General features: G+C 55.9%; 19 protein-coding genes. 6 read left to right on the top strand and 13 right to left on the bottom strand.

Annotated features, from left to right (window positions below; translation table 11 throughout):
• The first annotated feature begins 33 nt into the window (after positions 1–33).
• Both ahcY and ABWV47_RS10615 read left to right on the top strand, forming a co-directional pair.
• Positions 34–1,416, top strand: a complete 1,383-nt coding sequence (ahcY, locus tag ABWV47_RS10620; protein WP_353311521.1) for an adenosylhomocysteinase — start codon at positions 34–36, stop codon at positions 1,414–1,416.
• A gap of 151 nt (positions 1,417–1,567) precedes the next feature.
• Entirely contained in the window at positions 1,568–1,996 is a 429-nt protein-coding gene (locus tag ABWV47_RS10615) for a hypothetical protein (protein WP_353311519.1), read from the top strand.
• 49 nt (positions 1,997–2,045) lie between these two features.
• Here the strand turns inward: ABWV47_RS10615 and ABWV47_RS10610 are convergent, their stop codons facing one another.
• Positions 2,046–3,029: a Gfo/Idh/MocA family protein gene (locus ABWV47_RS10610; RefSeq protein WP_353311517.1), complete on the bottom strand. Its 984-nt coding sequence runs from the start codon at positions 3,027–3,029 to the stop codon at positions 2,046–2,048.
• Between the two features lie 206 nt (positions 3,030–3,235).
• On the opposite strand from ABWV47_RS10610, the gene ABWV47_RS10605 reads away from it, so the two are divergent.
• On the top strand, positions 3,236–3,577 hold the full coding sequence (locus ABWV47_RS10605) for a DUF2853 family protein (RefSeq protein WP_353311515.1): 342 nt from the start codon (positions 3,236–3,238) through the stop codon (positions 3,575–3,577).
• A gap of 319 nt (positions 3,578–3,896) precedes the next feature.
• Here the strand turns inward: ABWV47_RS10605 and ABWV47_RS10600 are convergent, their stop codons facing one another.
• The 5 genes from ABWV47_RS10600 to tsaD are packed head-to-tail and all read right to left on the bottom strand — an operon-like array spanning position 3,897 to position 7,086.
• The gene (locus ABWV47_RS10600; protein WP_353311513.1) at positions 3,897–4,292 is read right to left on the bottom strand and encodes a DUF1761 domain-containing protein; all 396 of its coding nucleotides are present in this window, start codon (positions 4,290–4,292) and stop codon (positions 3,897–3,899) included.
• A gap of 51 nt (positions 4,293–4,343) precedes the next feature.
• A complete protein-coding gene (locus ABWV47_RS10595) occupies positions 4,344–4,763 on the bottom strand; it encodes an EVE domain-containing protein (RefSeq protein WP_353311511.1) in 420 nt (139 codons plus the stop codon).
• On the bottom strand, positions 4,763–5,038 hold the full coding sequence (locus ABWV47_RS10590; protein WP_353311509.1) for a YciI family protein: 276 nt from the start codon (positions 5,036–5,038) through the stop codon (positions 4,763–4,765). The genes ABWV47_RS10595 and ABWV47_RS10590 overlap by 1 nt, the downstream gene beginning before the upstream one ends.
• A 3-nt stretch (positions 5,039–5,041) precedes the next feature.
• Complete coding sequence (locus ABWV47_RS10585; RefSeq protein WP_353312082.1) at positions 5,042–5,995, bottom strand: NAD(P)H-dependent glycerol-3-phosphate dehydrogenase; 954 nt, start codon at positions 5,993–5,995, stop codon at positions 5,042–5,044.
• A complete protein-coding gene (gene tsaD, locus ABWV47_RS10580) occupies positions 5,989–7,086 on the bottom strand; it encodes a tRNA (adenosine(37)-N6)-threonylcarbamoyltransferase complex transferase subunit TsaD (protein ID WP_353311507.1) in 1,098 nt (365 codons plus the stop codon). The genes ABWV47_RS10585 and tsaD overlap by 7 nt, the downstream gene beginning before the upstream one ends.
• An 81-nt stretch (positions 7,087–7,167) precedes the next feature.
• On the opposite strand from tsaD, the gene ABWV47_RS10575 reads away from it, so the two are divergent.
• The 3 genes from ABWV47_RS10575 to ABWV47_RS10565 all read left to right on the top strand — a co-directional run bounded on the left by ABWV47_RS10575 (position 7,168) and on the right by ABWV47_RS10565 (position 10,730).
• Positions 7,168–7,863 (top strand): uroporphyrinogen-III synthase, encoded by a 696-nt coding sequence (locus ABWV47_RS10575; protein ID WP_353311505.1) that lies wholly within the window; start codon positions 7,168–7,170, stop codon positions 7,861–7,863.
• 73 nt (positions 7,864–7,936) lie between these two features.
• Positions 7,937–9,226 carry a COG4223 family protein gene (locus tag ABWV47_RS10570; RefSeq protein ID WP_353311503.1) on the top strand — a complete coding sequence of 430 codons (1,290 nt, stop codon included), beginning with the start codon at positions 7,937–7,939 and terminating at the stop codon, positions 9,224–9,226.
• Between the two features lie 10 nt (positions 9,227–9,236).
• A complete protein-coding gene (locus ABWV47_RS10565; protein ID WP_353311501.1) occupies positions 9,237–10,730 on the top strand; it encodes a heme biosynthesis protein HemY in 1,494 nt (497 codons plus the stop codon).
• 5 nt (positions 10,731–10,735) lie between these two features.
• Here ABWV47_RS10565 and ABWV47_RS10560 read toward each other — a convergent pair whose 3' ends face one another.
• From ABWV47_RS10560 to ABWV47_RS10530, 7 genes are all read right to left on the bottom strand, one after another.
• On the bottom strand, positions 10,736–11,983 hold the full coding sequence (locus tag ABWV47_RS10560) for an NAD(P)/FAD-dependent oxidoreductase (protein ID WP_353311499.1): 1,248 nt from the start codon (positions 11,981–11,983) through the stop codon (positions 10,736–10,738).
• Positions 11,984–12,073: 90 nt separating this feature from the next.
• The gene (locus ABWV47_RS10555) at positions 12,074–14,452 is read right to left on the bottom strand and encodes a hybrid sensor histidine kinase/response regulator (protein ID WP_353311497.1); all 2,379 of its coding nucleotides are present in this window, start codon (positions 14,450–14,452) and stop codon (positions 12,074–12,076) included.
• Between the two features lie 77 nt (positions 14,453–14,529).
• A complete protein-coding gene (locus tag ABWV47_RS10550; protein WP_353311495.1) occupies positions 14,530–15,435 on the bottom strand; it encodes a phosphate/phosphite/phosphonate ABC transporter substrate-binding protein in 906 nt (301 codons plus the stop codon).
• A gap of 274 nt (positions 15,436–15,709) precedes the next feature.
• Positions 15,710–16,831, bottom strand: a complete 1,122-nt coding sequence (locus ABWV47_RS10545; RefSeq protein ID WP_353311493.1) for an ABC transporter ATP-binding protein — start codon at positions 16,829–16,831, stop codon at positions 15,710–15,712.
• Positions 16,824–18,488 (bottom strand): alpha-glucosidase family protein, encoded by a 1,665-nt coding sequence (locus ABWV47_RS10540; RefSeq protein ID WP_353311491.1) that lies wholly within the window; start codon positions 18,486–18,488, stop codon positions 16,824–16,826. The genes ABWV47_RS10545 and ABWV47_RS10540 overlap by 8 nt, the downstream gene beginning before the upstream one ends.
• 76 nt (positions 18,489–18,564) lie before the next feature.
• Positions 18,565–19,728 carry a carbohydrate ABC transporter permease gene (locus ABWV47_RS10535; RefSeq protein WP_353311489.1) on the bottom strand — a complete coding sequence of 388 codons (1,164 nt, stop codon included), beginning with the start codon at positions 19,726–19,728 and terminating at the stop codon, positions 18,565–18,567.
• 11 nt (positions 19,729–19,739) lie between these two features.
• Positions 19,740–20,966 (bottom strand): carbohydrate ABC transporter permease, encoded by a 1,227-nt coding sequence (locus ABWV47_RS10530; protein ID WP_353311487.1) that lies wholly within the window; start codon positions 20,964–20,966, stop codon positions 19,740–19,742.
• Positions 20,967–21,014 lie beyond the last annotated feature (48 nt).

Raw genomic sequence — 21,014 nt, 5'->3', positions numbered from 1 at the left:
CACAAATGGATAACCCGTAAGGAGCTGGGCGCGATGGCGACCGATTACACCGTTAAAGATATCTCTTTGGCCGATTTTGGCCGCAAAGAGCTGGACATTGCCGAAACCGAGATGCCGGGCCTGATGGCGCTGCGCGAGGAATTTGGCGAAAGCAAACCACTCACGGGTGCCCGTATTGTTGGCTCTTTGCACATGACCATTCAGACCGCATGTCTGATTGAGACGCTGGTGGCGTTGGGCGCGGATGTGCGCTGGGCAAGCTGCAACATCTTCTCTACCCAAGACCATGCGGCGGCGGCGATTGCTGCGGCTGGTGTTCCGGTGTTTGCGATCAAAGGTCAGTCGCTGGAAGAGCACTGGGATTATTTGGATAAATCGTTCCAGTTCCCGGAAGGTGCAAACCTGATCCTAGACGATGGCGGCGACGCAACATTGTATGTTCTGCTGGGGGCAAAAGCCGAAGCTGGCGAAGATCTCGGTGTTCCGACGTCTGAGGAAGAAGAAGCCATTCACGCGCAGATCAAAAAGCGCATGGCGGCAAGCCCCGGCTGGTTCACCAAGACGCGCGAAGCGATCATGGGTGTGTCCGAGGAAACCACCACGGGTGTACACCGTCTGTATGATCTGCACAAAAAAGGCGAGCTGCCGTTCCCTGCGATCAACGTGAACGACTCTGTCACCAAGTCGAAATTTGACAACAAATACGGCTGTAAGGAGTCGTTGGTTGACGGCATCCGCCGCGCCACCGACACGATGATGGCCGGCAAAGTGGCGGTTGTCTGTGGCTATGGCGATGTGGGCAAAGGCTCCGCAGCGTCGCTGTCCGGTGCGGGCGCGCGTGTGAAAGTGACCGAAGCGGATCCGATATGTGCGCTGCAGGCGGCGATGGACGGCTATGAGGTTGTTTTGCTGGAAGAGAGCCTTGATGCGGATCTGTTCATCACCACAACCGGCAACAAAGACGTGATCCGCGTCGAGCACATGCGCGAAATGAAGGACATGGCGATTGTTGGCAACATTGGCCACTTCGACAATGAAATTCAGGTCGCAAGCCTGAAGAACCACAAGTGGACCAACATCAAAGAACAGGTGGACATGATCGAGATGCCAAACGGCAACCGGTTGATCCTGCTGTCTGAAGGTCGTCTGCTGAACCTTGGCAACGCGACAGGCCACCCATCGTTTGTGATGTCTGCCTCCTTCACCAACCAAGTGCTGGCGCAGATCGAGCTGTTCACCAAGGGTGATCAGTACGACAACGAAGTGTACATCCTGCCCAAGCATCTGGATGAGAAAGTGGCTGCGCTGCACCTCGCCAAAGTGGGCGCGAAACTGTCCAAGCTGACACCGGAGCAGGCGGCCTATATCGGCGTGACGCCGGAAGGCCCGTTCAAGCCGGAGCACTACCGCTACTAAGCGGGTGTGAGGTTGAAAATAGAGGCGGCGCTCCTGATTGGGGGCGCCGTTTTTTGTTTGCGGAATGAGGCGGGTGGCACGTCAGCTTGGTGGGCAAGGCTATCGCTAATTGGCTTTGAAAAAATGCGAGCCAATGTGCTAAGGCGCGTATATGACTGCCATTCCAATATACAAATATGTAAAAGACAAACTCATAACTCATGGCGTCGAGAACACCTCTGATGGCCAATTGACGTTGAGCGACAACAAACTGTTCAAACAGTTTGTCAAACTTGAGCGAGCCTCTCGGAGCGGTAGTTTTGACGCAGTGCAGGCTGCAGTACTGGAAATCGAAACCTACCTACTTGCGATAGAAAAACGCCAATTGATGGTTTTTGCATATATGTATCTTAGGTTCTCTGACTTCACCCCGAAACTAACAAAGCCAGATGAAAATTTGGGCGATGGCAGAGTCGGAAAATCCTATGAGTTTGAGAGGCAAGTTTCTGATGAAGAAATGCTGATTGGGCTATGGGCAAAAGTTAAATATGAACAAGAAGGCGAGGCACTGCTTCGTGTTGTTTGTGCCGCAACTCAATGACTAGGTTTCGTCCGCTGTTAGCCGCGTCTATAGCTTTCTGGTCGAAAAGTCAGGTCGTTGCCGCCTCATCCCAGTCTGTCAGGAATTGCATGATCTCCAGGCTATCAGACAGACGTGGTGAGGGGCGAGTGGCTTCTTTGGTGCCTGCCGCCAATGCGCGTTCGACCATGCGGGTCTGGTGATAGAAGGCGTCGTGTTTGGCCTCGACCACGATATCGCGTACCGGGCCGTCGTAGGGTTGCCAGACCATGCGGTTTTCGTCTGCCTCGGGCAGCCACGGGTTGGTGGCGAAGCGCAAGGTGCCTTTGGTGGTCACAATTTCGAAACTGTGGGCAAAACCGTGGCTGTCGGTGCTTTGGAGCGTGGCGAGAACGCCGTTGTCGAAGCGGATCGTGGCGGCGGTGTCTTGGATGTTTCCGTCATCGTTGCGCGTGCCAAAGGCGGCGATTTGGCGGTGGGCGAAGGCGTCTTCGCCGCACATGGTTTGCACCACCAGATGCAAGAGCGATGCTGGATAGCAGCCGAGGTTGTAGAGTGTGCCGCCGCCTGCTGGGTTGACCACCTGCCAGATGTCAGCGGCGTAAAAGCCGGAGGCGGAGCGCAATTCACCTACGGACGGGTCACGCAGCACGGTGAGCAGCTGCTGCATGAAGGGATGCGCGAGGTACATCAGACCTTCGGCAAAGAAGGTGTTGGCGGCGCGCACAGAGGTCACCAGCGCTTTGGCATCTGCCATGGTGGTGGTGAGGGACTTTTCACACAGCACAGGTTTTCCGGCGGCCATTGCCGCTTCGGTTGCAGCACGGTGCAGGTGGTTGGGCAGGGCGATGTAGACCACATCGACATCATCGCTGATGAGCAGTTCGGCCTGATCCGAGGTTGTGGTTGGCACACCGTATTGGGTGGCCATGTCCGCCAAAGAAGCTTCGCTGCGGCCGCAGATTACACTGGCAACAGACCGGTCGCTGTTGCCAATTGCCGTGAGCATTGCGTGTGAAATAAACCCGGTTCCAATGACTCCCCATCGCAACATTGACAGACTCCCAAGACGTGATGCTGTGCCGATTGCAATGGCTCAGGCTCTCAAACGTATAGGGGCGGGTGTCAAATGGCCAGAGAGGGGAACAGCGGTGTGGTTTTCCCTTTGTGAGTTGGCGTGGTCTGGCTAGGTTAGGCTCAAGGAACCGGGGTCTGGCCGGAGAATAGCCAGGCGCTTTTGTCTACAAATGGGAGAAAATCATGGGCAAACGGGACGATTTGATTGCGAAATACGCAGACGATCTGAAAAACAAATGTGGCATGGACCCGGATATGGATTTGCTGAGCAAAGTGACCATTGGGTGCGGTCCGGCGATTTACAACGATGACGCGTCAACCGTGGCAGGCTCACAGCCTGAAGAGTTGGAGACGGTTAAAAACAACTTCCTGATCAAGAAGTTGGGTCTGAGCGATGGGCCAGAGTTGATGGAAGCCATCCATTCGGTGATCGAGGTTTACGGCAAATCGGAGCGCAACAAATACCGCGCGGTTGTCTACTACATGCTGACAAAGCATTTCGGCAAAGAAGCCCAGTATAGCTGATTTTCGACTGAGCTGAATGCGCGCGTCGGTGGTGTAAAACCTCCGGCGCGTTTTGTTTTGGTTGCCAGAGTGCTTCCGGTTTCAGTTGGATTGTAGGTACTTGATAATTGAACCAATCAGTTTGATTGGGCTAAGGTAACTAAGTCGGGCTAGGATGGCCGGACCCTAGAGATAGAATCGCGTGTGGTGGTATGGGATACACGCGGGGTGCATAGGGGGTCTGACCGGAGCGGAGACAGACCCCCTATGATTAATTTGGCCCAGTTTGGCTTGGCGCGTCTCCGGAGTGAGGCGTGTCTTTTGGTTTTCAGGGGCGGATTTAGAACAGGGTGTGCACCAGCCCCATGATTGTGCAGCCAATGGTGGCATACCCACCATCAATCACCATCAGCGCGCGCGAACGTCCAGCAAAACTGTAGTTGGTGATTAGCCACGGTGACACAAGAAAGAGCCCAACGCCCAACCCGGCCACAAGGCCTTCGCCCACTGTATCAATACCTGAGAGCGCGAAGACGTGCCGCATCATGCCAGACACAACAACGGCGCAAACAAACGCGGCGATGTAGGGCAGGGGATCGCTGGCATTGGCGGGTTTGCCCTCTGCAGTGGTCTCGATCTGGGCGGCGGCCATCCAGGGTTTGGCCAATGCCATATACCAGATCGACCCAAACACGTAGGATGCCAGTGCGGCGGCGATGACTGCAACAAATCCCATAAAACTCTCCCAAGTTCACAAACAAATCCTAGGAGAAGTATGCCGGAATTCTCAGATTTGAGAACCACTGAGTTCGAGTACGATGGCCCATTCCCTTTCAGTGACAGGCTGCACCGACAAGCGTGAACTTTTGACCAGCACCATTTCCGCTAGCCGTGGATCCGCTTTGATCATGTCGAGAGACACAGGTTTCCCAACCGGCGCAACCGCTTTGATGTCCACACATTCCCAGCGTTCATCATCGGTGGTGCTGTCAGGATGGGCTGCGGCGCAAACCTCAACAACACCCACCACGGATTTCTCTTTCTGGGAATGGTAGAAGAAGCCGCGGTCGCCCACGGCCATTTCGCGCATGAAATTGCGGGCCTGATAGTTGCGCACGCCATCCCATTCCTCACCAACGTCGCCTTTGGCAACCTGTTGGTCCCAACTCCAGGTCGACGGCTCAGATTTGAACAGCCAATACCGCATCAGCCCAGCACCTTGTTCCAAGCTTTCAGCTCAACGCTCTCAAACAGGTTGGCAGCCTTATAGGGGTCTGCCGCGGCCCAGGCTTCGGCCTCGGTCATATCCGCCACGTTGAGGATGATCAGCGAGCCGCACATGTCGCCCGCATCGTCCAAAAACGGACCGGCCATCATGATGGTGTCACCGGAGTCTTTGAGGTAGCCGACATGGGCGTCACGGTTGGCTTTCCGGATATCGAGCGCACCGGGTTTGTCTTTGGCGATAAGGGCGATCAGCATGGGTTATTCCTCCTTAGGGGGTCTTGTCAGCAGCATTTCCATGGCGTCATGGATTTGCAAGCCCCCATCGAGCACGGCAACGACGGCGGCGGTGATAGGCAGGTCGATGTCCATCGTTTTGGCGCGGGCGAGGGCCGCGCGCGCTGTGGCCGCCCCCTCGACAGTCACGGAGGCATCAAAGCTTTCGGCCCGCCCAAGCGCGAGGCCAAAGCGGTAATTGCGAGACTGCTCAGAGGAGCAGGTCAAGGTCAGATCACCAAATCCAGACAGCCCTGCAAGTGTGTCAGGCAGCGCGCCAAGCATCTGCGCCATGCGCTGCATTTCCGCATAGCCACGCGTCATCAACGCGGCGCGCGCACTGTCACCAAGGCCTGCACCAATTGCGGCACCACAGGCGATGGCAATCACGTTTTTGAGCGCGCCGCCCAGCTCAGCACCAATGGTGTCGGTGGTGCGATAGATGCGCAGATTGGGCGAGATCAGTCTCTGTTGCAGGGCTTTTCCGGTGTTTTCGTCTGGTGTTGCCAGTGTCAGGGCCGTAGGCAGACCACGTGCAATGTCGGCGGCAAAACTGGGGCCGGTGAGAATGGCGGGTGTGGCGGTTGGCAGCACGTCGCGGATCACAGCGACCGGGCCCATTTGCGTGCCCAGCTCGACCCCTTTGCAACAGGCGATCAGTGTGCGGCCAGACAACTCCGGATGGGTTTCCAGCAGCCCTCGTAGCTTTTGCATAGGCACCGCAAGAAGCATCACATCAGACAACGCTGCGTCAAATTCGGCCGTAACAGAGACTGTTTTGGGCAATGTCACATCAGGCAGGCGTGGATTTTTGCGGCTGCTTTGCATTTGTTGAGCGGCCTCAAGATCGCGCGCCCAAAGGATGACATCGGTGTCACGTGAAAAGGCCACAGCGAGGGCGGTGCCAAAAGCGCCAGCGCCAAGAACGGAGATCATGATTTGGCTCCCTTTTTGCCTGATCCCAAAAGTGCCGGTGCCGATTGGTCAAGCGGCCATCGCGGGCGGGCGACAAGCGACATGTCGTCGATGTCTCCGCTACGAAAGCGCTCCAATCCTGCGTAGCCGATCATGGCGGCATTGTCGGTGCAGAGCGCCAAGGGGGGAGCGGTGAATGTCACATCGAGATCTGCACAAACAGTCTCTAACTTAGTGCGAATGGCGGTGTTTGCTGCCACACCACCTGCCACTGCAAGCAGCGGCTCCGTGGGGTTTTCCGCGAGATAGAGCGTCAACGCGCGCCGGGTTTTTTCGGCCAAAACATCGACAACGGCTGCTTGGAAGCCGGCGCAGAGATCGGCGCGGTCTTGCACGGTGAGCCCGCTTTTCTCGGCGATGACGGTGTCGCGCTGACGCAGGAGCGCGGTTTTGAGGCCGGAAAAAGACATGTCACAGCCGGGGCGATCCAGAAGGGGGCGCGGCATCCGAAAGCGCTTGGGGTCGCCTTTTTCAGCCTCGGCTTGCACTGCTGGACCGCCCGGTTGTGGCAAACCCAGCAGACGGGCGGTTTTGTCAAAGGCTTCGCCGGGGGCGTCATCAATGGTGCCGCCAAGTCGGGAAAAGCGCGCGGCATCATGCACGATCAAAAATTGGCAATGGCCGCCGGACACGAGCAGCATCAAATAGGGGAATTTGACGTCGTCGGTCAGGCGCGGGGTTAGCGCGTGCCCGGCCAAATGGTTCACCCCAACGAGCGGAATATTCAAGCTGGCTGAAAGGCCTTTGGCGCACATGACGCCCGAGATCACGCCACCGATCAGGCCGGGACCTGCGGTGACGGCAATGGCGTCGATGTCTTTGAGCGCTACGCCTGCGGCAGCAATGGCCTGCTCCACACAGAGATCAACTTTCTCAGCATGGGCGCGCGCGGCGATTTCGGGCACCACCCCCCCAAAAGGCGCATGCAGATCGGTCTGTCCGTGGACAATGGAGGCGAGGATTTCGGTGTGTCCGTCAGCGGGTTGACGCAGAACGGCGGCGGCTGTGTCGTCACAGCTGCTTTCGATTCCAAGTATGGTGACCATGCCTGTCATTGCGCCAATGTCCTTGCCGTTGCGCCGGGATACTGTGGCAGGTAACACCAGAGGGCGTCTCAAACAACACCGGTAGGCCTTATGGCGGATGTGACCCCAACGATCTTGCTGACCCGACCCTTGGCCAATGCTGAAGGGTTTGCGGCGCACTTGCGGGCGTTGGGTGTTGTGGCGCCGATTGAGATATCGCCGATTGTTGAGATCGAACCCAAAGGAGAGGATGTAGATTTTGCCGGCGTCACAGGTGTGGTGTTCAGTTCGCGCAATGCGGTTGCGGCGGTTGCGGGACGGCGCTTGCCTGCGTGGTGTGTCGGTGCGGCAACGGCGCGGGCGGCGGCGGCCAACGGATGGCAAGCGGTGGCCGCGGATGGAGATGCCGAGGCGCTTTATGCGCGGGTTTTGGCCGACGCTCCCAAGGGGCATCTATTGCATCTGCGCGGGGAAATATCGCGCGGCGACGTGGCGACTCGGCTTACGGAGGCGGGGGTTCCGACCCGAGAAGTGATAGTCTATCGGCAGCTGGCGCGGGAGTTGTCCGCGGCTGCCAAATCCCTCTTGTCCGGCAAATCGCCAGTGATAGTGCCTCTTTTTTCACCATATGCGGCAGAGGTGTTTGCCCGCCAAGGTCCATTTTGTGCGCCGATACATATTGTCGCCATGAGCGAGGCTGTCGGGGATAGTTTGGGAGATTTTCACCATGAACAGACTGTTTTAGCGTGTAAAAAGGATGCAAATGCCATGGCAAAAGCGGTGGCGGGACTGTTAGACGCAGGGTGATCCATTGAGGCGCACGCTGTGGTCGCCTAGATTGGTTCTGCATTTGCCAAAAACGGATTCGAAAGGGTGACCTGTGGGAACCACGGATAAGTCGGATAAGCCAGTCGAAGATCAAGTTGATCAGGAAACCGCTACGGCGGAAGAGGTTGACGGGGTTCATGACGCGGAGATCGTGGAAGAGCTAGCAGCTGAAGACGTGGAAGATGCGGTTGCGCCGGATGCGACGCCACTTGAGGTCGAAGAACCTTCAGAAGCGCCACAGGACTCTGACGTTGAAGCAGAGGATGGTCTGGAGGTCGACCCTGAAGAGGATGAGCCGTCCGTTGAGGATGTCTCTGAACTGCCATCTGAGGACATCGAAACGCCTGTTGCGGCCTCCCCGCAACAAGAACCCGCCCAAAAGACTGGCTTTGTACCTTTGGTGCTTGGCGGAGTGATCGCAGCAGCAATCGGGTTTGGTGGGGCGGTATTCTTTGGTGACCAATTGGGGCTTGGTGCGGACACAGAGGCGATGATGGCGGAGTTGCGCAGTGAGCTGGCGGCGCAAAAACAAGACCTGATCGCCGCAGATGGTGCCAACACCACAGCCGCAGGCGCAGCGCAGGAGGCTGCCGATGCGGCGGTGGCGCAGATTTCGCGGATTTCAGACATGTTGGCGACGCACACGGCCGATTTGGGCACCGTGTCTGAGGCGGTGGCCACATTTGATGCACGGCTGACTGACATAGAGAAACGCCCCTTAAACGAGGGTTTGGGAGCGGCAGCGATTGCGGCTTATGAGCGTGAGGTGAAGGATCTTAAAGAGCTGGTGTCTGCGCAGAAAGCAGAAGCGGCCGATCTGAAAGACAAAGCTGATTTGTCCGCCAAAGCAGCGCTGGCGCGCGCGTCAGTAGCGCGGATTGTGGCGGCTTTGGAGAGCGGTTCTGGATATCGCGCCGCGGTGGTAGATTTGAAGTCGTCCACCGGTGAGGACGTGGTGCCGGTGCTTGAAGCGCACGCAGATGACGGTGTTGTCACTCTGACTGCTTTGATCGAGAGCTATCCAGATGCTGCGCGGTCCGCATTGGCCAAAGCGCGCACTGACAAAGTCGACGAGGGCGCCGGTAACAAGTTGGGTAATTTCCTGAAAACCCAATTTGGTGCGCGCTCAGTTGAGGCGCGGGATGGCACCGACACAGATGCGATCCTGAGCCGGGCGGAAGCCGCGCTAAAGGCGGGCGATTTGGCTGCTGCGCTAAGTGAACTTGAGACATTGGCCGAGGGGCCAAAAGGGGTGATGTCAGAGTGGGTGAGCCAAGCGCAAACCCGTGCGGATGCCACCAAGGCTGCCGAAGAATTGGCACAAACCCAAAACAGCAACTGAAGGTCGTTACATGCTCTGGTCTATGATCAAAATTATTGTCTTTGTTGCCATTGTCGCCGGACTGACCTTTGGCTCTATTTACCTGCTTGAAAGCGAAGGCGGGGTGATGGTTACGGTGGCGGGGGTGGAGTACAGTCTTGGGCCGTTCCATACCGCGCTTGCCCTGATTGCGCTGGTGGCAGCGGTGTGGCTGGGCATCAAGCTGTTGGGGTTGCTGGTGGCTGTGCTGAAATTCCTGAATGGGGATGAGACCGCGATCAGTCGCTATTTCGACCGCAATCGGGAAAAACGTGGCTATCAAGCGCTGTCTGACAGCATGATGGCGCTGGCCTCCGGCGAAGGGCGCACCGCAATGGAAAAGGCGCGCAAAGCAGAAAAGATGCTGCAACAGCCGCAGTTGACCAATCTGATCGTGGCACAGGCCGCAGAGATGAGTGGTGACACCAAGAAAGCGGAAGAGACCTACAAGAAGCTCCTGACGGATGAAGGCACGCGGTTCGTGGGTGTGCGCGGGTTGATGAAGCAAAAGCTGGACGCGGGCAAAACGGATGTGGCGCTCAAATTGGCAGAGACGGCCTTTGCGCTTAAGCCGCGCCATGAGGAAGTTCAGGATACGTTGTTGCGCCTTCAAACGGAGACCAAAGACTGGAAAGGTGCGCGTGGCACCCTGAATGCGAAGTTGAGACACGGTGCATTGCCACGCGATGTGCACCGCCGACGCGATGCTGTTTTGGCCCTTTCGGAAGCCAAAGACGTGTTGGACGAAAATGCCTCGATTGAGACCCGCGAACAGGCGATTGAAGCCAACCGCCTGTCGCCGGATCTGATCCCAGCGGCGGTGATGGCGTCACAGGGGTATGTTGAGAAAGGCAAGGCACGCAATGCCACACGTCTGCTGAAAAAGGCGTGGGACGCACAACCGCATCCAGACTTGGCAGCCGCGTTTGCCGAGATTGCGCCCGACGAAACCCCTGAGGCCCGGATCAAGCGCTTTAAGGGGCTTGTGAAGAACACAGCCACACATTCCGAAAGCAAAATGCTCATGGCGGAGCTGTTCATCGCCGCAGAAGATTTTCCGGAGGCCCGCCGGGCGCTGGGCGGATTGGAAGAGAGTGATCCCACACAGCGCGCGCTGACCATTATGGCCGCGATCGAGCGCGGCGAGGGCTCGAGCGATGCGGTTGTCAAAGGCTATCTGGCAAAAGCACTGAGCGCGCCGCGCGGGCCGCAGTGGGTGTGTGACAATTGTCATGCCATTCACGCGGACTGGGCTCCGACCTGTGACAATTGCCATAGCTTTGACACGCTTGCTTGGGTGGCGCCACCTGAGACCGAAACGCAGAGTGTGACCGGGGCGGCGATGTTGCCATTGATCATTGGTGCGTTGGAGGACAATTCCGACGAAGGTGATGAGATGCCAGAAGACGCAGAGGTGGTAGAGGCTGACGTTGTGACGCTTGTCGAAGATTCAGACGACGCGTCAAACACACGCAAGTCTGCTTAATCTACCTAGCTAAAGCGCAGCGGGTTGTGCGGTTCCAGATCGATGTTGGGAGTGTTGCCGGTGATGAGATCGGCGACCAACCGTCCGGTTTTGGCCCCCCCTGTGAGGCCCACGTGTTGATGACCAAAGGCGGCGAAGACACCGCTTGAGCCGATTTCGCCTATCATTGGAAGGCTGTCCGGCAGCGAGGGCCGAAAGCCAAGCCATTCGCTGTCGCTTTCTGCTGTTAGGTTGGGGAAGACCTCGGCCACTTTGCGGCGCAGCAGCTTTAACGGCGCTTTGGATTTTTTCTCTGACAAATTGGCAAATTCTACGATGCCTGCACAGCGTAGGCCTTGATCCATTGGGGTGGCGACAAACTTTGCCGAAGAAATCATGATTGGGTTGTTGGGTTTGATCGAGGGACCTTTGAACGTGACGTGATAGCCGCGTTCGGCCTCCAGAGGCACCGAAATACCCAGCTTGCGCATCAGGGGTTTTGACCAGATGCCGGAGGACAAAACGGCGGCATCACAGTCAAATTGCCCTTGATCAGTGCGCACGGCGCGAACCTCACCGCCGGAGAGGTCAAAATCGCGCACTTCGGCTTGAACAAAGGTGCCTCCCATGCCGGTGAAGGTGTCCACCAGCGCTTGGACATATGACGCGGGATTGAGAATGTAGCCGTGGTCTTTGGTCACCGCCAGAAAGCCTATGTCCGGGCTGAGAATGGGCTCCATGTCTTGCACGGCAGGGCCTTCGATCAGCTCGGGTACAAACCCGGCCTCTGCGCGCAGGCCCCAGCCGTAGCTTTCGGCGTCAAAAGCGGCACGGTTGTTGTAGGCAAACAGATAGTCAGTGTCGGTGATCCATTGTTCCGCAGCGGTGCCCGCAGCAAGGGATTTGTGTTGCTCCACGCTGTCGCCAATTAAGCTGGTCAGAGCGCGGCTGATGCGGCGTGCGTCCGCGTCATTGGACGCGCCAAGAAAGCGCATGAACCATGGTGCGAGGCGCGGCAGATGGGCCCACTTCAGAAACAGTGGAAAATTTGGGTCCAGCAGGTAGCCGGGGGCCTTGCGTGCCAAGCCTGGGGTGGCGTTTGGTACCATCGCACAGCTGGCCAAAAGGCAGGCGTTGCCAAAGGATGCGGCCATGCCCGGAGCGGCGCGGTCGATCAGCGTGACCTCGCAACCTGCGCGCCGTAACCACAATGCGCTGGCGGCGCCGTTGATCCCGGCCCCGATGACGACAACCCGCTTCGAATTTGCTGGCATGACGCTCCCCTGCTTACAGTCGGGCCAGTCTTGCAACGGCTTTCGTGTAGATACAAACAAAAACCGCGCAATACACCCGTGGTTGAAGCATTAGAGCTGCGCGATGACGTCCTTGAGCTGATTGAGTTTGATGGGTTTGGACATATGCGCATTCATACCGCTGTCCAAACAGGCTTGGCGATCTTCTGGAGCGGAATGGGCGGTCAGGCCAATGATTTGGGTGTGGTCGTCACCATTTCCGGCTTCCAGATGGCGGATTTCGCGCGTGGCGTCCAAACCGTTCATAATGGGCATCGACACATCCATCAGGATCAGGTCGGGTTGATGATCCTTGAATATGGCAATGGCTTCTTCGCCATCGCTTGCAGAATGAAACGAAAGCCCAAGCCGGGTGAGGAAAACCTCGATCAGTTTTCGATTTGTCTTGTTGTCGTCAACGATCAAAATGGACTTGTCGTTGGTAAAAGGTATCAGCGCGTCTGCGATGGGCTTGTTGGATTTGGAGGTACCGTTTTGATGCGTGTGTGGAGCGGATGTTTGGGCCGCCTCGATGCTAGACAAAACCGCGGTTTGGGTTGTGTCCAGCGCAGCCAGAAGCTTGAAGGCTTGAACTGGTTTTATCAATTCCACTTCGTTGGACGCAGGGGCGTTGTGCTTTAATGCATTGTGGATCGAGCGCACGACAACGAGTTTTGCTCCTGTCTCAGAGGTTGTTTTGCGCAGAGCCGAAAGCAAAGTCTGGTCTTTCATTTCAGGCACGGTGTCATCCACCAAGATCACTTCAAAGGGCGAGTCGCTTTCTTGTGCAATTTGGACTTGCCTCAGAGCTTCAGAGCCACTTGTGCAGGTGGTGACATTTGCATTCCATGACGATGAAATCGTTTCGTTCAGAACAAACAGGAATGTGGACTCGGGCTCAATGACGAGGACTTTTAGTCCCTTCAGATCGGCCGTGTCGATTGGCAACAACGGCAAGGCAGCGTCTGGCAATTTTATTGGCACAGTGAAAGTGAAAGTGGTTCCGACGCCAAGCTTGGATTTCACGGTCAGCTGCCCCCCCATCAACTCCACAAAACCTTTGGCAATGGCCAGACCGAGGCCAGTGCCTTGATGCCTGCGGCTGTAGGACCCATCCACCTGTGTGAACTGATCAAACACACTGTCCAGTTGATCTGCGGGAATACCACAGCCCGTGTCGCAGACTTCAACTTTCATGATCGATCCGTCCACATGATCATCGTATGTGGCGTTTACAAGCACGTAGCCTTCGTCGGTAAACTTGAGCGCATTTCCAACCAAGTTGATGATGATTTGCCGCAGTCGGCCGGCGTCGCCTAGAAGTGACTTTGGCAAATCAGGGGCAATTCGGGTGACAATGTCGACATTGTTCCGCGCGGCTTGGAAGCTGAGAATCTGAGCGCAGTTTTCCACCAAATCGATCGGGCGGTATGGTTCTTCATGCAGAGTCATATGACCGCTGTCGATTTTCGAGAAATCGAGAATGTCGTTGATGATATGCAACAGCGTCGAGCCGGATGAGTGGATGGCTTCCAGCAAACCGTGCTGATTGGGGGACAGGTCCGTGTCCGCCAACAATTCCGTCATTCCCAACACACCATTCATCGGTGTGCGAATTTCATGGCTCATCCGTGCCAAAAACTGTGATTTGGCGTGTTCAGCAGTTTTCGCTTGTTCGGCTGCGATTTGAAGCTCGTTGTTCTTGGCGTTCAGGTCCAGCCCAGAAATTTCCAGTTTGGTCTGCGTGTCCTCTAGCGACTTCACCCAGGCGCGCAGATTCCCAAGCATCAAATTGAAACTGTCAGCGAGGCTTTCGACCTCGTCATTGGTCCGGATCACGATGGATTGGTTAAGATTGCCTTTGGCAGCGCGGTCTGTGGCGCTGTTGAGCCGCGCAAGCGGTTCGGTCAAACGCCGCGAAATCCAGATGCTGAGCAAGATGCCCGTCAGGGTGAAAAACAAGCCAAACATCAAATTTCTGCGCAACACCAGATCAACTTCGCGGTTGGCCGCGCTGGCATCCAGATCGAAGCGAATGGTTCCGTAGTTCACGTTGCCATAAATGGCAGGCACCGCCACTTTGATGCGGCGGTCATCAGTTTGAATCTGTGTGACTTCGGAATCTCGCGCGGAGGCCAGCAATGAATCTTCGACCTTACCAAGGAACAGCGCGTTGCTGTCTGAGGCGCCGTTCACCAACAAGTACCCGTTCGGATCAACAAATTTCAGGCTGAGGATATCAGGTTGGCGCATCAACTCTTGGTAGATGATGTCAAGCTCGGCTGGGCGCCCGTCAAACAAATAGGGAAGCGTGACCTCTTGAATGAGGATGCCAAGGGAGTCTGAGCGTTCGGAGAAACGGGTATGAACCAATTCCAGTTGTGTGATCGTGTTCAAATAGATCAGCGTTGTTACAAACGCCCCAATCATCAAACCAAAGTACATCGTCATACGACGCCCCAACCCGTAGGTCAGAGATCGCCGGGCACGCTTGACTCGTTTGCTGGATGTGGGCTGCGCAGGCATCGTTAATTAATCCCCGCGCGCTGAAGATCTTCGAGAATATGGTAAATTGGGGTGAAAGCTGCTTTGCTTCCGGAGGGAAATTCGTCAAATCCAGCGGAATTGTGAAACGCCTTTAGCACAGCGCGACCTTCGGTTGTGCGAAACAGCCCACTGAGCTCTTCCCGCATGCGATTGACCAGATTTTCGTCCAGTGACCTGCGGGTCAGCAAAACTTGGCTGGGAACAGATTGGGAACTGGCGATCACGCGAAACTCTTCAGGACGTACCGTTTGGAGCAAACTAAAGCCCTCTGGGTTGGTTGCGGCGGCGTCTACACGACCAATCGCCAGCATGTAAATTGAGTTCTTGTCATTTGTGGTAAAGATGTACCCGATCTCGTCACTGGCGGGGGGGGCTTCAAACGAGCGAATTTCGCTAAGGCTGATGCCGTGCTCTGAGATGATATGCGCGGGCAGGAGAAAACCGGTTGTCGAGTCGGGCTCCTCAAAGGCTATGCGTTGTCCGCGCAGATCAAAGAGCGTTTCGATACCGCTGTCTGCGCGCACGACAATCACAGAGTGATCGCTGTTTCGTCCGTTCTTCCAGTTGCGCATAAAGGGCGATGCACCAGAGTTTTGCGCAACTTTGGCCGCAACCAAAGCGCTGTCAAAGAAAACATCCACTTCACCACGCCCCATAGCGCGGGCCATTTGGTCCGATGATGGCAGCATCATCACGCGCACCTCTGTGACCCCAACATCCTGAAGATTTGCTTCAAGGTGGTTTGCCAATGGCTCGTAGATTTTCATTTGCTCTCGAATACCCTCGGTGAGCGTGCCGATGGTTAGCGTTTCCGCAGCCGTCTCAAACGGCGCAGCGCAGCAAAACAATATTGAGAGAGGTGCGATGAATTCTTTCAAACGCAGCATGTCTTACATCCCCATGACGTACTTATGCCGGTAGAGATAAAGTCTTGACCACTTATTAACGAAGGTGAAAATTCAGGAAATTTTCGCATATTTGCGGCGAATTTTACGAAAAACCAGAAAGCCTCGTTTCTGGGGGCATTTTGCCGATCTCTCGAGGTCTGGCTTGATTCGTGGCGCTGCAGGATCATGTGGACAAGTCTGCACCGAATTGCCGTTTCGCGCCACAAATTTGCAGCCCCGAAACCTACTGAAACGGGGCTACAAGCAGATGACGTTAGTGTGCCTTTGTGGCAATTTTCTTTGTAGGGCGATCGCGATAAAGCAGGGATTGAGTGTCGGCGAAAACATGCACCTTTGACGGGTCTGCAGTGAGTGAGACTTGCTGACCTTTTAGGTCTTTGTGGATGCCCTGCAATTTGCCAATAACTGGCCCCGCGTCCCCTTTGGCCTCAAAGTACAGCAAGGTGACTTCACCCAAAGCCTCCGTGAAGTTTACGGTGCCGGTAAAAATGGCAGGTCCATCGGTTGTGATCAGGTCTTCTGGACGCACACCTATGTTGACCTGACGCCCCATGTCCTCAGCCAGAGTGGGAATCGTTGAGGTGGCTTCGCCACCATCATCAAGTTGCACTGTGGTCAGCTCTCCAGTGCCCGTGATTTTGCCAGACAGCATGTTCATGGCGGGGGAGCCGATAAACTGAGCCACAAACTCATTCTCTGGACGTTCATACAGATCCAATGGTGTGCCAACTTGGGCAATGCCGCCGCCTGCGAGCACAACAATACGGGTCGCAAGTGTCATGGCCTCAACCTGATCATGTGTCACATAGACCATGGTGCTGTCGGGCATGCTTTCTTTCAGTTGTGCAATCTCGATGCGTGTTGCCACGCGAAGCGCGGCGTCGAGATTGGAAAGCGGTTCGTCAAACAGATAGACCTTTGGGTCGCGTACAATGGACCGGCCGATGGCGACGCGCTGACGTTGTCCGCCGGACAGCTCTTTGGGCAGGCGATCTAACAGATTGTGAAGCTGCAGTGTTTTTGCAGCTTTTTCGACCCGTTCATTGATTTCGGATGTGCTCATCTTTGCGATCTTCAGCGCAAACGACATGTTTTCCCGAACGGTTAGGTGCGGGTAGAGTGCGTACGATTGGAACACCATTGCGATGCCACGTTCGGACGGCGGCACATCGTTGACCAATGTGCCGTCGATTTCCAACGTGCCCGAAGTGATGTGCTCCAATCCTGCGATCATGCGAAGCAAGGTGGATTTGCCGCAGCCGGACGGGCCGACAAATACCACCAACTCACCTTTTTCAATCTCCAGATCGATGTTGGCGAGTACGTTCACCGGGCCGTAAGATTTGGCGACGTCTTTGAGTACGAGATCAGCCATAGGCGTTTCCTCCCTGATTAGAGCTTAGATCAACAGCAAAGCTGGCTTGCCACGCGGGCAAAGTGACTTTGGCGCCGTCCCGGCTGATGGTGAATGGCGCTTTGGTGTCGATGGTCCAAGCGCCTGTGGGCAAATCGAAGGACTGTTCTTGATCTGACAGGTTAAATGCGCAGAGAACGCGCTCACCGTTATGTGCACGCTCAAAGCGGATGTGGGTGTCATCAGCGTGCAATAAGGTGAAGCTGCCTTTCAAAAGTGGGAGGAGATTTTTGCGAAACGCAATCAGACGCCGGTAGAAGTTCAGCATGGAGCCTGAGGTTTCTTCTTGAGTCTGAACGGACTTGGCGAGGTGCTCGGCAGAGACGGGCAGCCAGGGTTTGGCATCTGAGAAACCGCCATTTTGGTTGTCGGATTTCCACACCATCGGTGTACGGCATCCATCGCGCCCCTTGAATTTTGGCCAGAAGCGAATGCCGTAGGGGTCCTGTAGGTCTTCAAAAGCCACGTCGGCCTCCAACAGTCCCAATTCTTCGCCTTGATAGATGCAAGCAGAGCCGCGCAAAGACATCAGGATGGCCGCATACGTGCGTTGCGCAGCCTCAGAGAGCTGCCAACGCGAGCCATGACGCTCAACATCGTGGTTGGAATAGGCCCAGCAGCCCCAGCTGTCTTGACCAAAGCTTTCGGCGGTTTGCATGACTTCGGCGATGCGGGTGCCGGTGGGATGCACTTTGCCCAAAAGCGCAAAGTCGTAAGCCATATGCAGCTTGTCGCCGCCGCCGGTGTAGACAGCCTGAATTTCGCTGCCGCGTTGGCTGTCGCCGACTTCGCCAACCGTGGTGATGGCGTCATATTCGTTCAGCAGACTGCGCAGGTCTTGCAGGAAGCCGAGGTTCTCGGGTTGGTTTTTGTCGTAGAGATGCTCTTGGTGATTATACGGGTTCACTGCGGGCGCGATATTGTCGTTGCGCTGATCCAGCGGGAGGGCTGGATTGTCAGACAGATTGGCGTCGCAATAATAGAAGTTCACCGTATCCAAACGGAAGCCATCGACGCCGCGATCAAGCCAGAAGCGGGCCACATCCAAGAGCTCTTGGCGGACCTCCGCGTTGTGGAAGTTGAGGTCTGGCTGTTCTGCAAGGAAGTTGTGCAGGTAATACTGTTGGCGGGAGGTGTCCCATTGCCACGCGGGGCCACCAAAAATGGAGAGCCAGTTGTTGGGCGGGGTGCCGTCGAGTTTTGGATCGGCCCAGACATACCAGTCAGATTTGGCGTTGGTGCGATCTGCACGGCTTTCCACAAACCAAGGGTGTTGGTCAGATGTGTGGCTGAGAACCAGATCGATGATGATCTTGATGCCAAGCTCGTGCGCGCGGGTGATCAGCGCGTCAAAATCAGACAAAGTGCCAAACATCGGGTCAACGTCGCAGTAGTCAGAAACGTCATAGCCAAAGTCGAGCATAGGAGATGTGAAGAACGGTGAGAGCCAGATCGCATCGACGCCAAGGCTTGCCACATGGGGCAGGCGCTCAATGATGCCTGCGAGATCGCCGATACCATCGCCGTTACTGTCTTGGAAGGAGCGCGGATAGATCTGATAGATCACCGCACCACGCCACCAATCCGGGTCTGTGATGAGTGCGGAATCTTGGGTCATTTTCGGATCCTGATAAGTCATGAAGTTATCCAGTAGAGGGGGCCGATCTGGCCAAGTTAGTGTCTATTTTATTCGGTTATTTCACAGAGCCAGCCAGCAGTCCGCGCACGAGATAACGTTGCATCGCGAAGAACACGAGCAGTGGCACCGAGATCGAAACGAAGGCCGCAGTTGCGAGAATTTCCCAGTTGCCACCACGGGTGCCCAGAAGCTCGACAATTTGGTTGGTCATCACTGTGGTGTTGCCGGTGCTGTCGATCAGGAACACTTTGGCGACCAGCAGGTCGTTCCATGTCCAGAGGAATTGGAAGATGGCAAACGAGGCCAGCGCAGGAAAGGACAGTGGCAGGATGATCTTGGTGAAGATCTGAAAATCGGTGGCGCCGTCGACCTTGGCATTCTCAATGATGTCGCGCGGCAGGCCCGCCATGTAGTTGCGCAACAGATAGATCGCGAGGGGAAGACCAAAGCCGGTGTGGGCGAGCCAAACGCCAAGGTAACCTTTGCCGATGCCAATGCTCAGATGCAGTTTAAGCAAAGGAATCAAGGCAAGCTGCAGCGGTACAACCAAGAGTGCAACAACGACTGCGATGAGCAGGGCTCGGCCCGGGAATTGCATCCAAGCCAGCGCATAGGCCGCAAAGGCTGCGATCACAATTGGGATGATGGTGGCGGGAATAGTGACCGTCATCGTGTTGAAGAAGGCTTTGGTCATGCTGTCGTTGCTGTTGCCGGAGAACAGAACTTGATCGTAGTTGTCCAATGTGAAGTCCGGCGGCAGCGTGGCGGTGATGAACACACGTTGCCCACGTTTTTTCAGCTCGGTTGTGGAAGTGAAGCGGTAGTTGCCCGCCGCGTCCAAGGTGAAGGTTTTGGTGTCTTTGGAAAACGTTGCTGTGTCACCAACTGCAAAGGCATCCACAGCCTTTGAGGACACGCCAAAACGGGTGATTTCTGTGCCGGGTTCTGGGCCTTCTTCGGTGTCATCAACAAGATTGCCTTCGACAACCCAGAGATCACCCTCTTGAACCGCGGCTTCTCCCCCACCGGTGCGCAACTGCACAACCTGTTCCGATGGGAACAGAGATTTCCACCAGCCTGAGGCGGAAATTTGGTCAGCGGTGCGGAAGGAAGACACCAGAAGGCCAACGGTGGGAAAGAGCCACAGCGCGACGAGCGCCACGACGGAAAGGTTTACTGCCCAAGAGAGACCAGATTTGCGACCTGCGATATTGTCCATGATCTCTCTCCTCAGCGCATTTCTTTGCGAGCTTGCACCACGTTCCAAACAAGGATCGGGGACACAAGCAGCATGATGATGATGGCGCTGGCGGAGCCGATGCCCCAGTCATTGGCGCGGAACAATTTGTCAAACATGTAGTTTGCCAGAACCTGCGTTTCCCATTGGCCGTTGGTCATCGCAAAGACGATGTCGAAGACCTTGAGCACCACAAGGGTGATGGTGGTCCATACCACAACGATGGTGGACATGATTTGCGGCACCTTGATCTTAAAGAAGATCTGAAACGGATTGGCACCATCAACAATGGCGGCCTCGATGGTTTCCTCCGGAATGCCGCGCAGTGCGGCGGAGAGGATGACCATGGCAAAGCCTGTCTGAATCCAGATCAGTACAACCATCAGGAAGAAGTTGTTGTAAAACGGCAGCGTGAGCCAAGTCTGAGGCTCTCCGTAAGGAAAGGAAGCCCCTATGATCTCGAAGATGTTGCGTACAGCCAAAATCGCGACCCAAAGGCCGATCAGACCGGCAAAGGCGCGCAGGGCCTTCAAAAGGATGCCATCTTTGCCAGACAGGAGTGGGCGAACTAACAGCCAGCACACATAGGAAACAATTGCGGCAAAGGCAGCGAGGATCAGAATGGGTAACAGTTTGAGGAACAACATAGAGCCTGTTCCACCATCAAACTGCATCCAAATGGCGTTCAGTATGCCGATTTGTTCATTTCCAGCCGGGCGGGCGTCGTAAACCAGTTTAAAGATCACCGAAGCGCCCACAAACGAGATCGCCATCGGCATAAAAATCAATGATTTTGCGGCAGCGCCCCATTTGATGCGGTCGGTGAGCTGTGCGGCCAAAAGGCCAAAGGCGGTCGACGCGGCGGGCACAACAATGAGCCAAAGCATGTTGTTGCGCATGGCTTCCCAGAACTTGGGCTCTGCAAACATCTTTTGATAATTGGCGAGGCCGACAAAGGCGTCATCTTGGCTGCGATCTGTCAACGAAAGGCGCAGGGTCTCAAACACCGGATAGCCGAGGTACAGGCCAAGTGCGAGGATGGCGGGCCCCAAAAACAGCCATGGGCGGATCATGTTCGCGCGGTTGATGTTGCGGCCGGCGTTTGGGCCGGTGGGCGGGAACAGAACTTTATCTAGAAACAGATTGGAGAAGTAGAAATACCCGAGGCATCCCCCCACTCCGATTACGATGGTCACAAGACCCAGCAGTGCTGGTGACATGACGCTCCCCCCTACTTTCAGTGGTCCGCCCCGCGCGCGAGTGGCGCG

Origin of the sequence: Shimia sp. NS0008-38b (assembly GCF_040370365.1) — a bacterium.
GTDB lineage: Bacteria > Pseudomonadota > Alphaproteobacteria > Rhodobacterales > Rhodobacteraceae > Shimia.
This window is presented reverse-complemented; position numbering and strand designations above follow the sequence as displayed.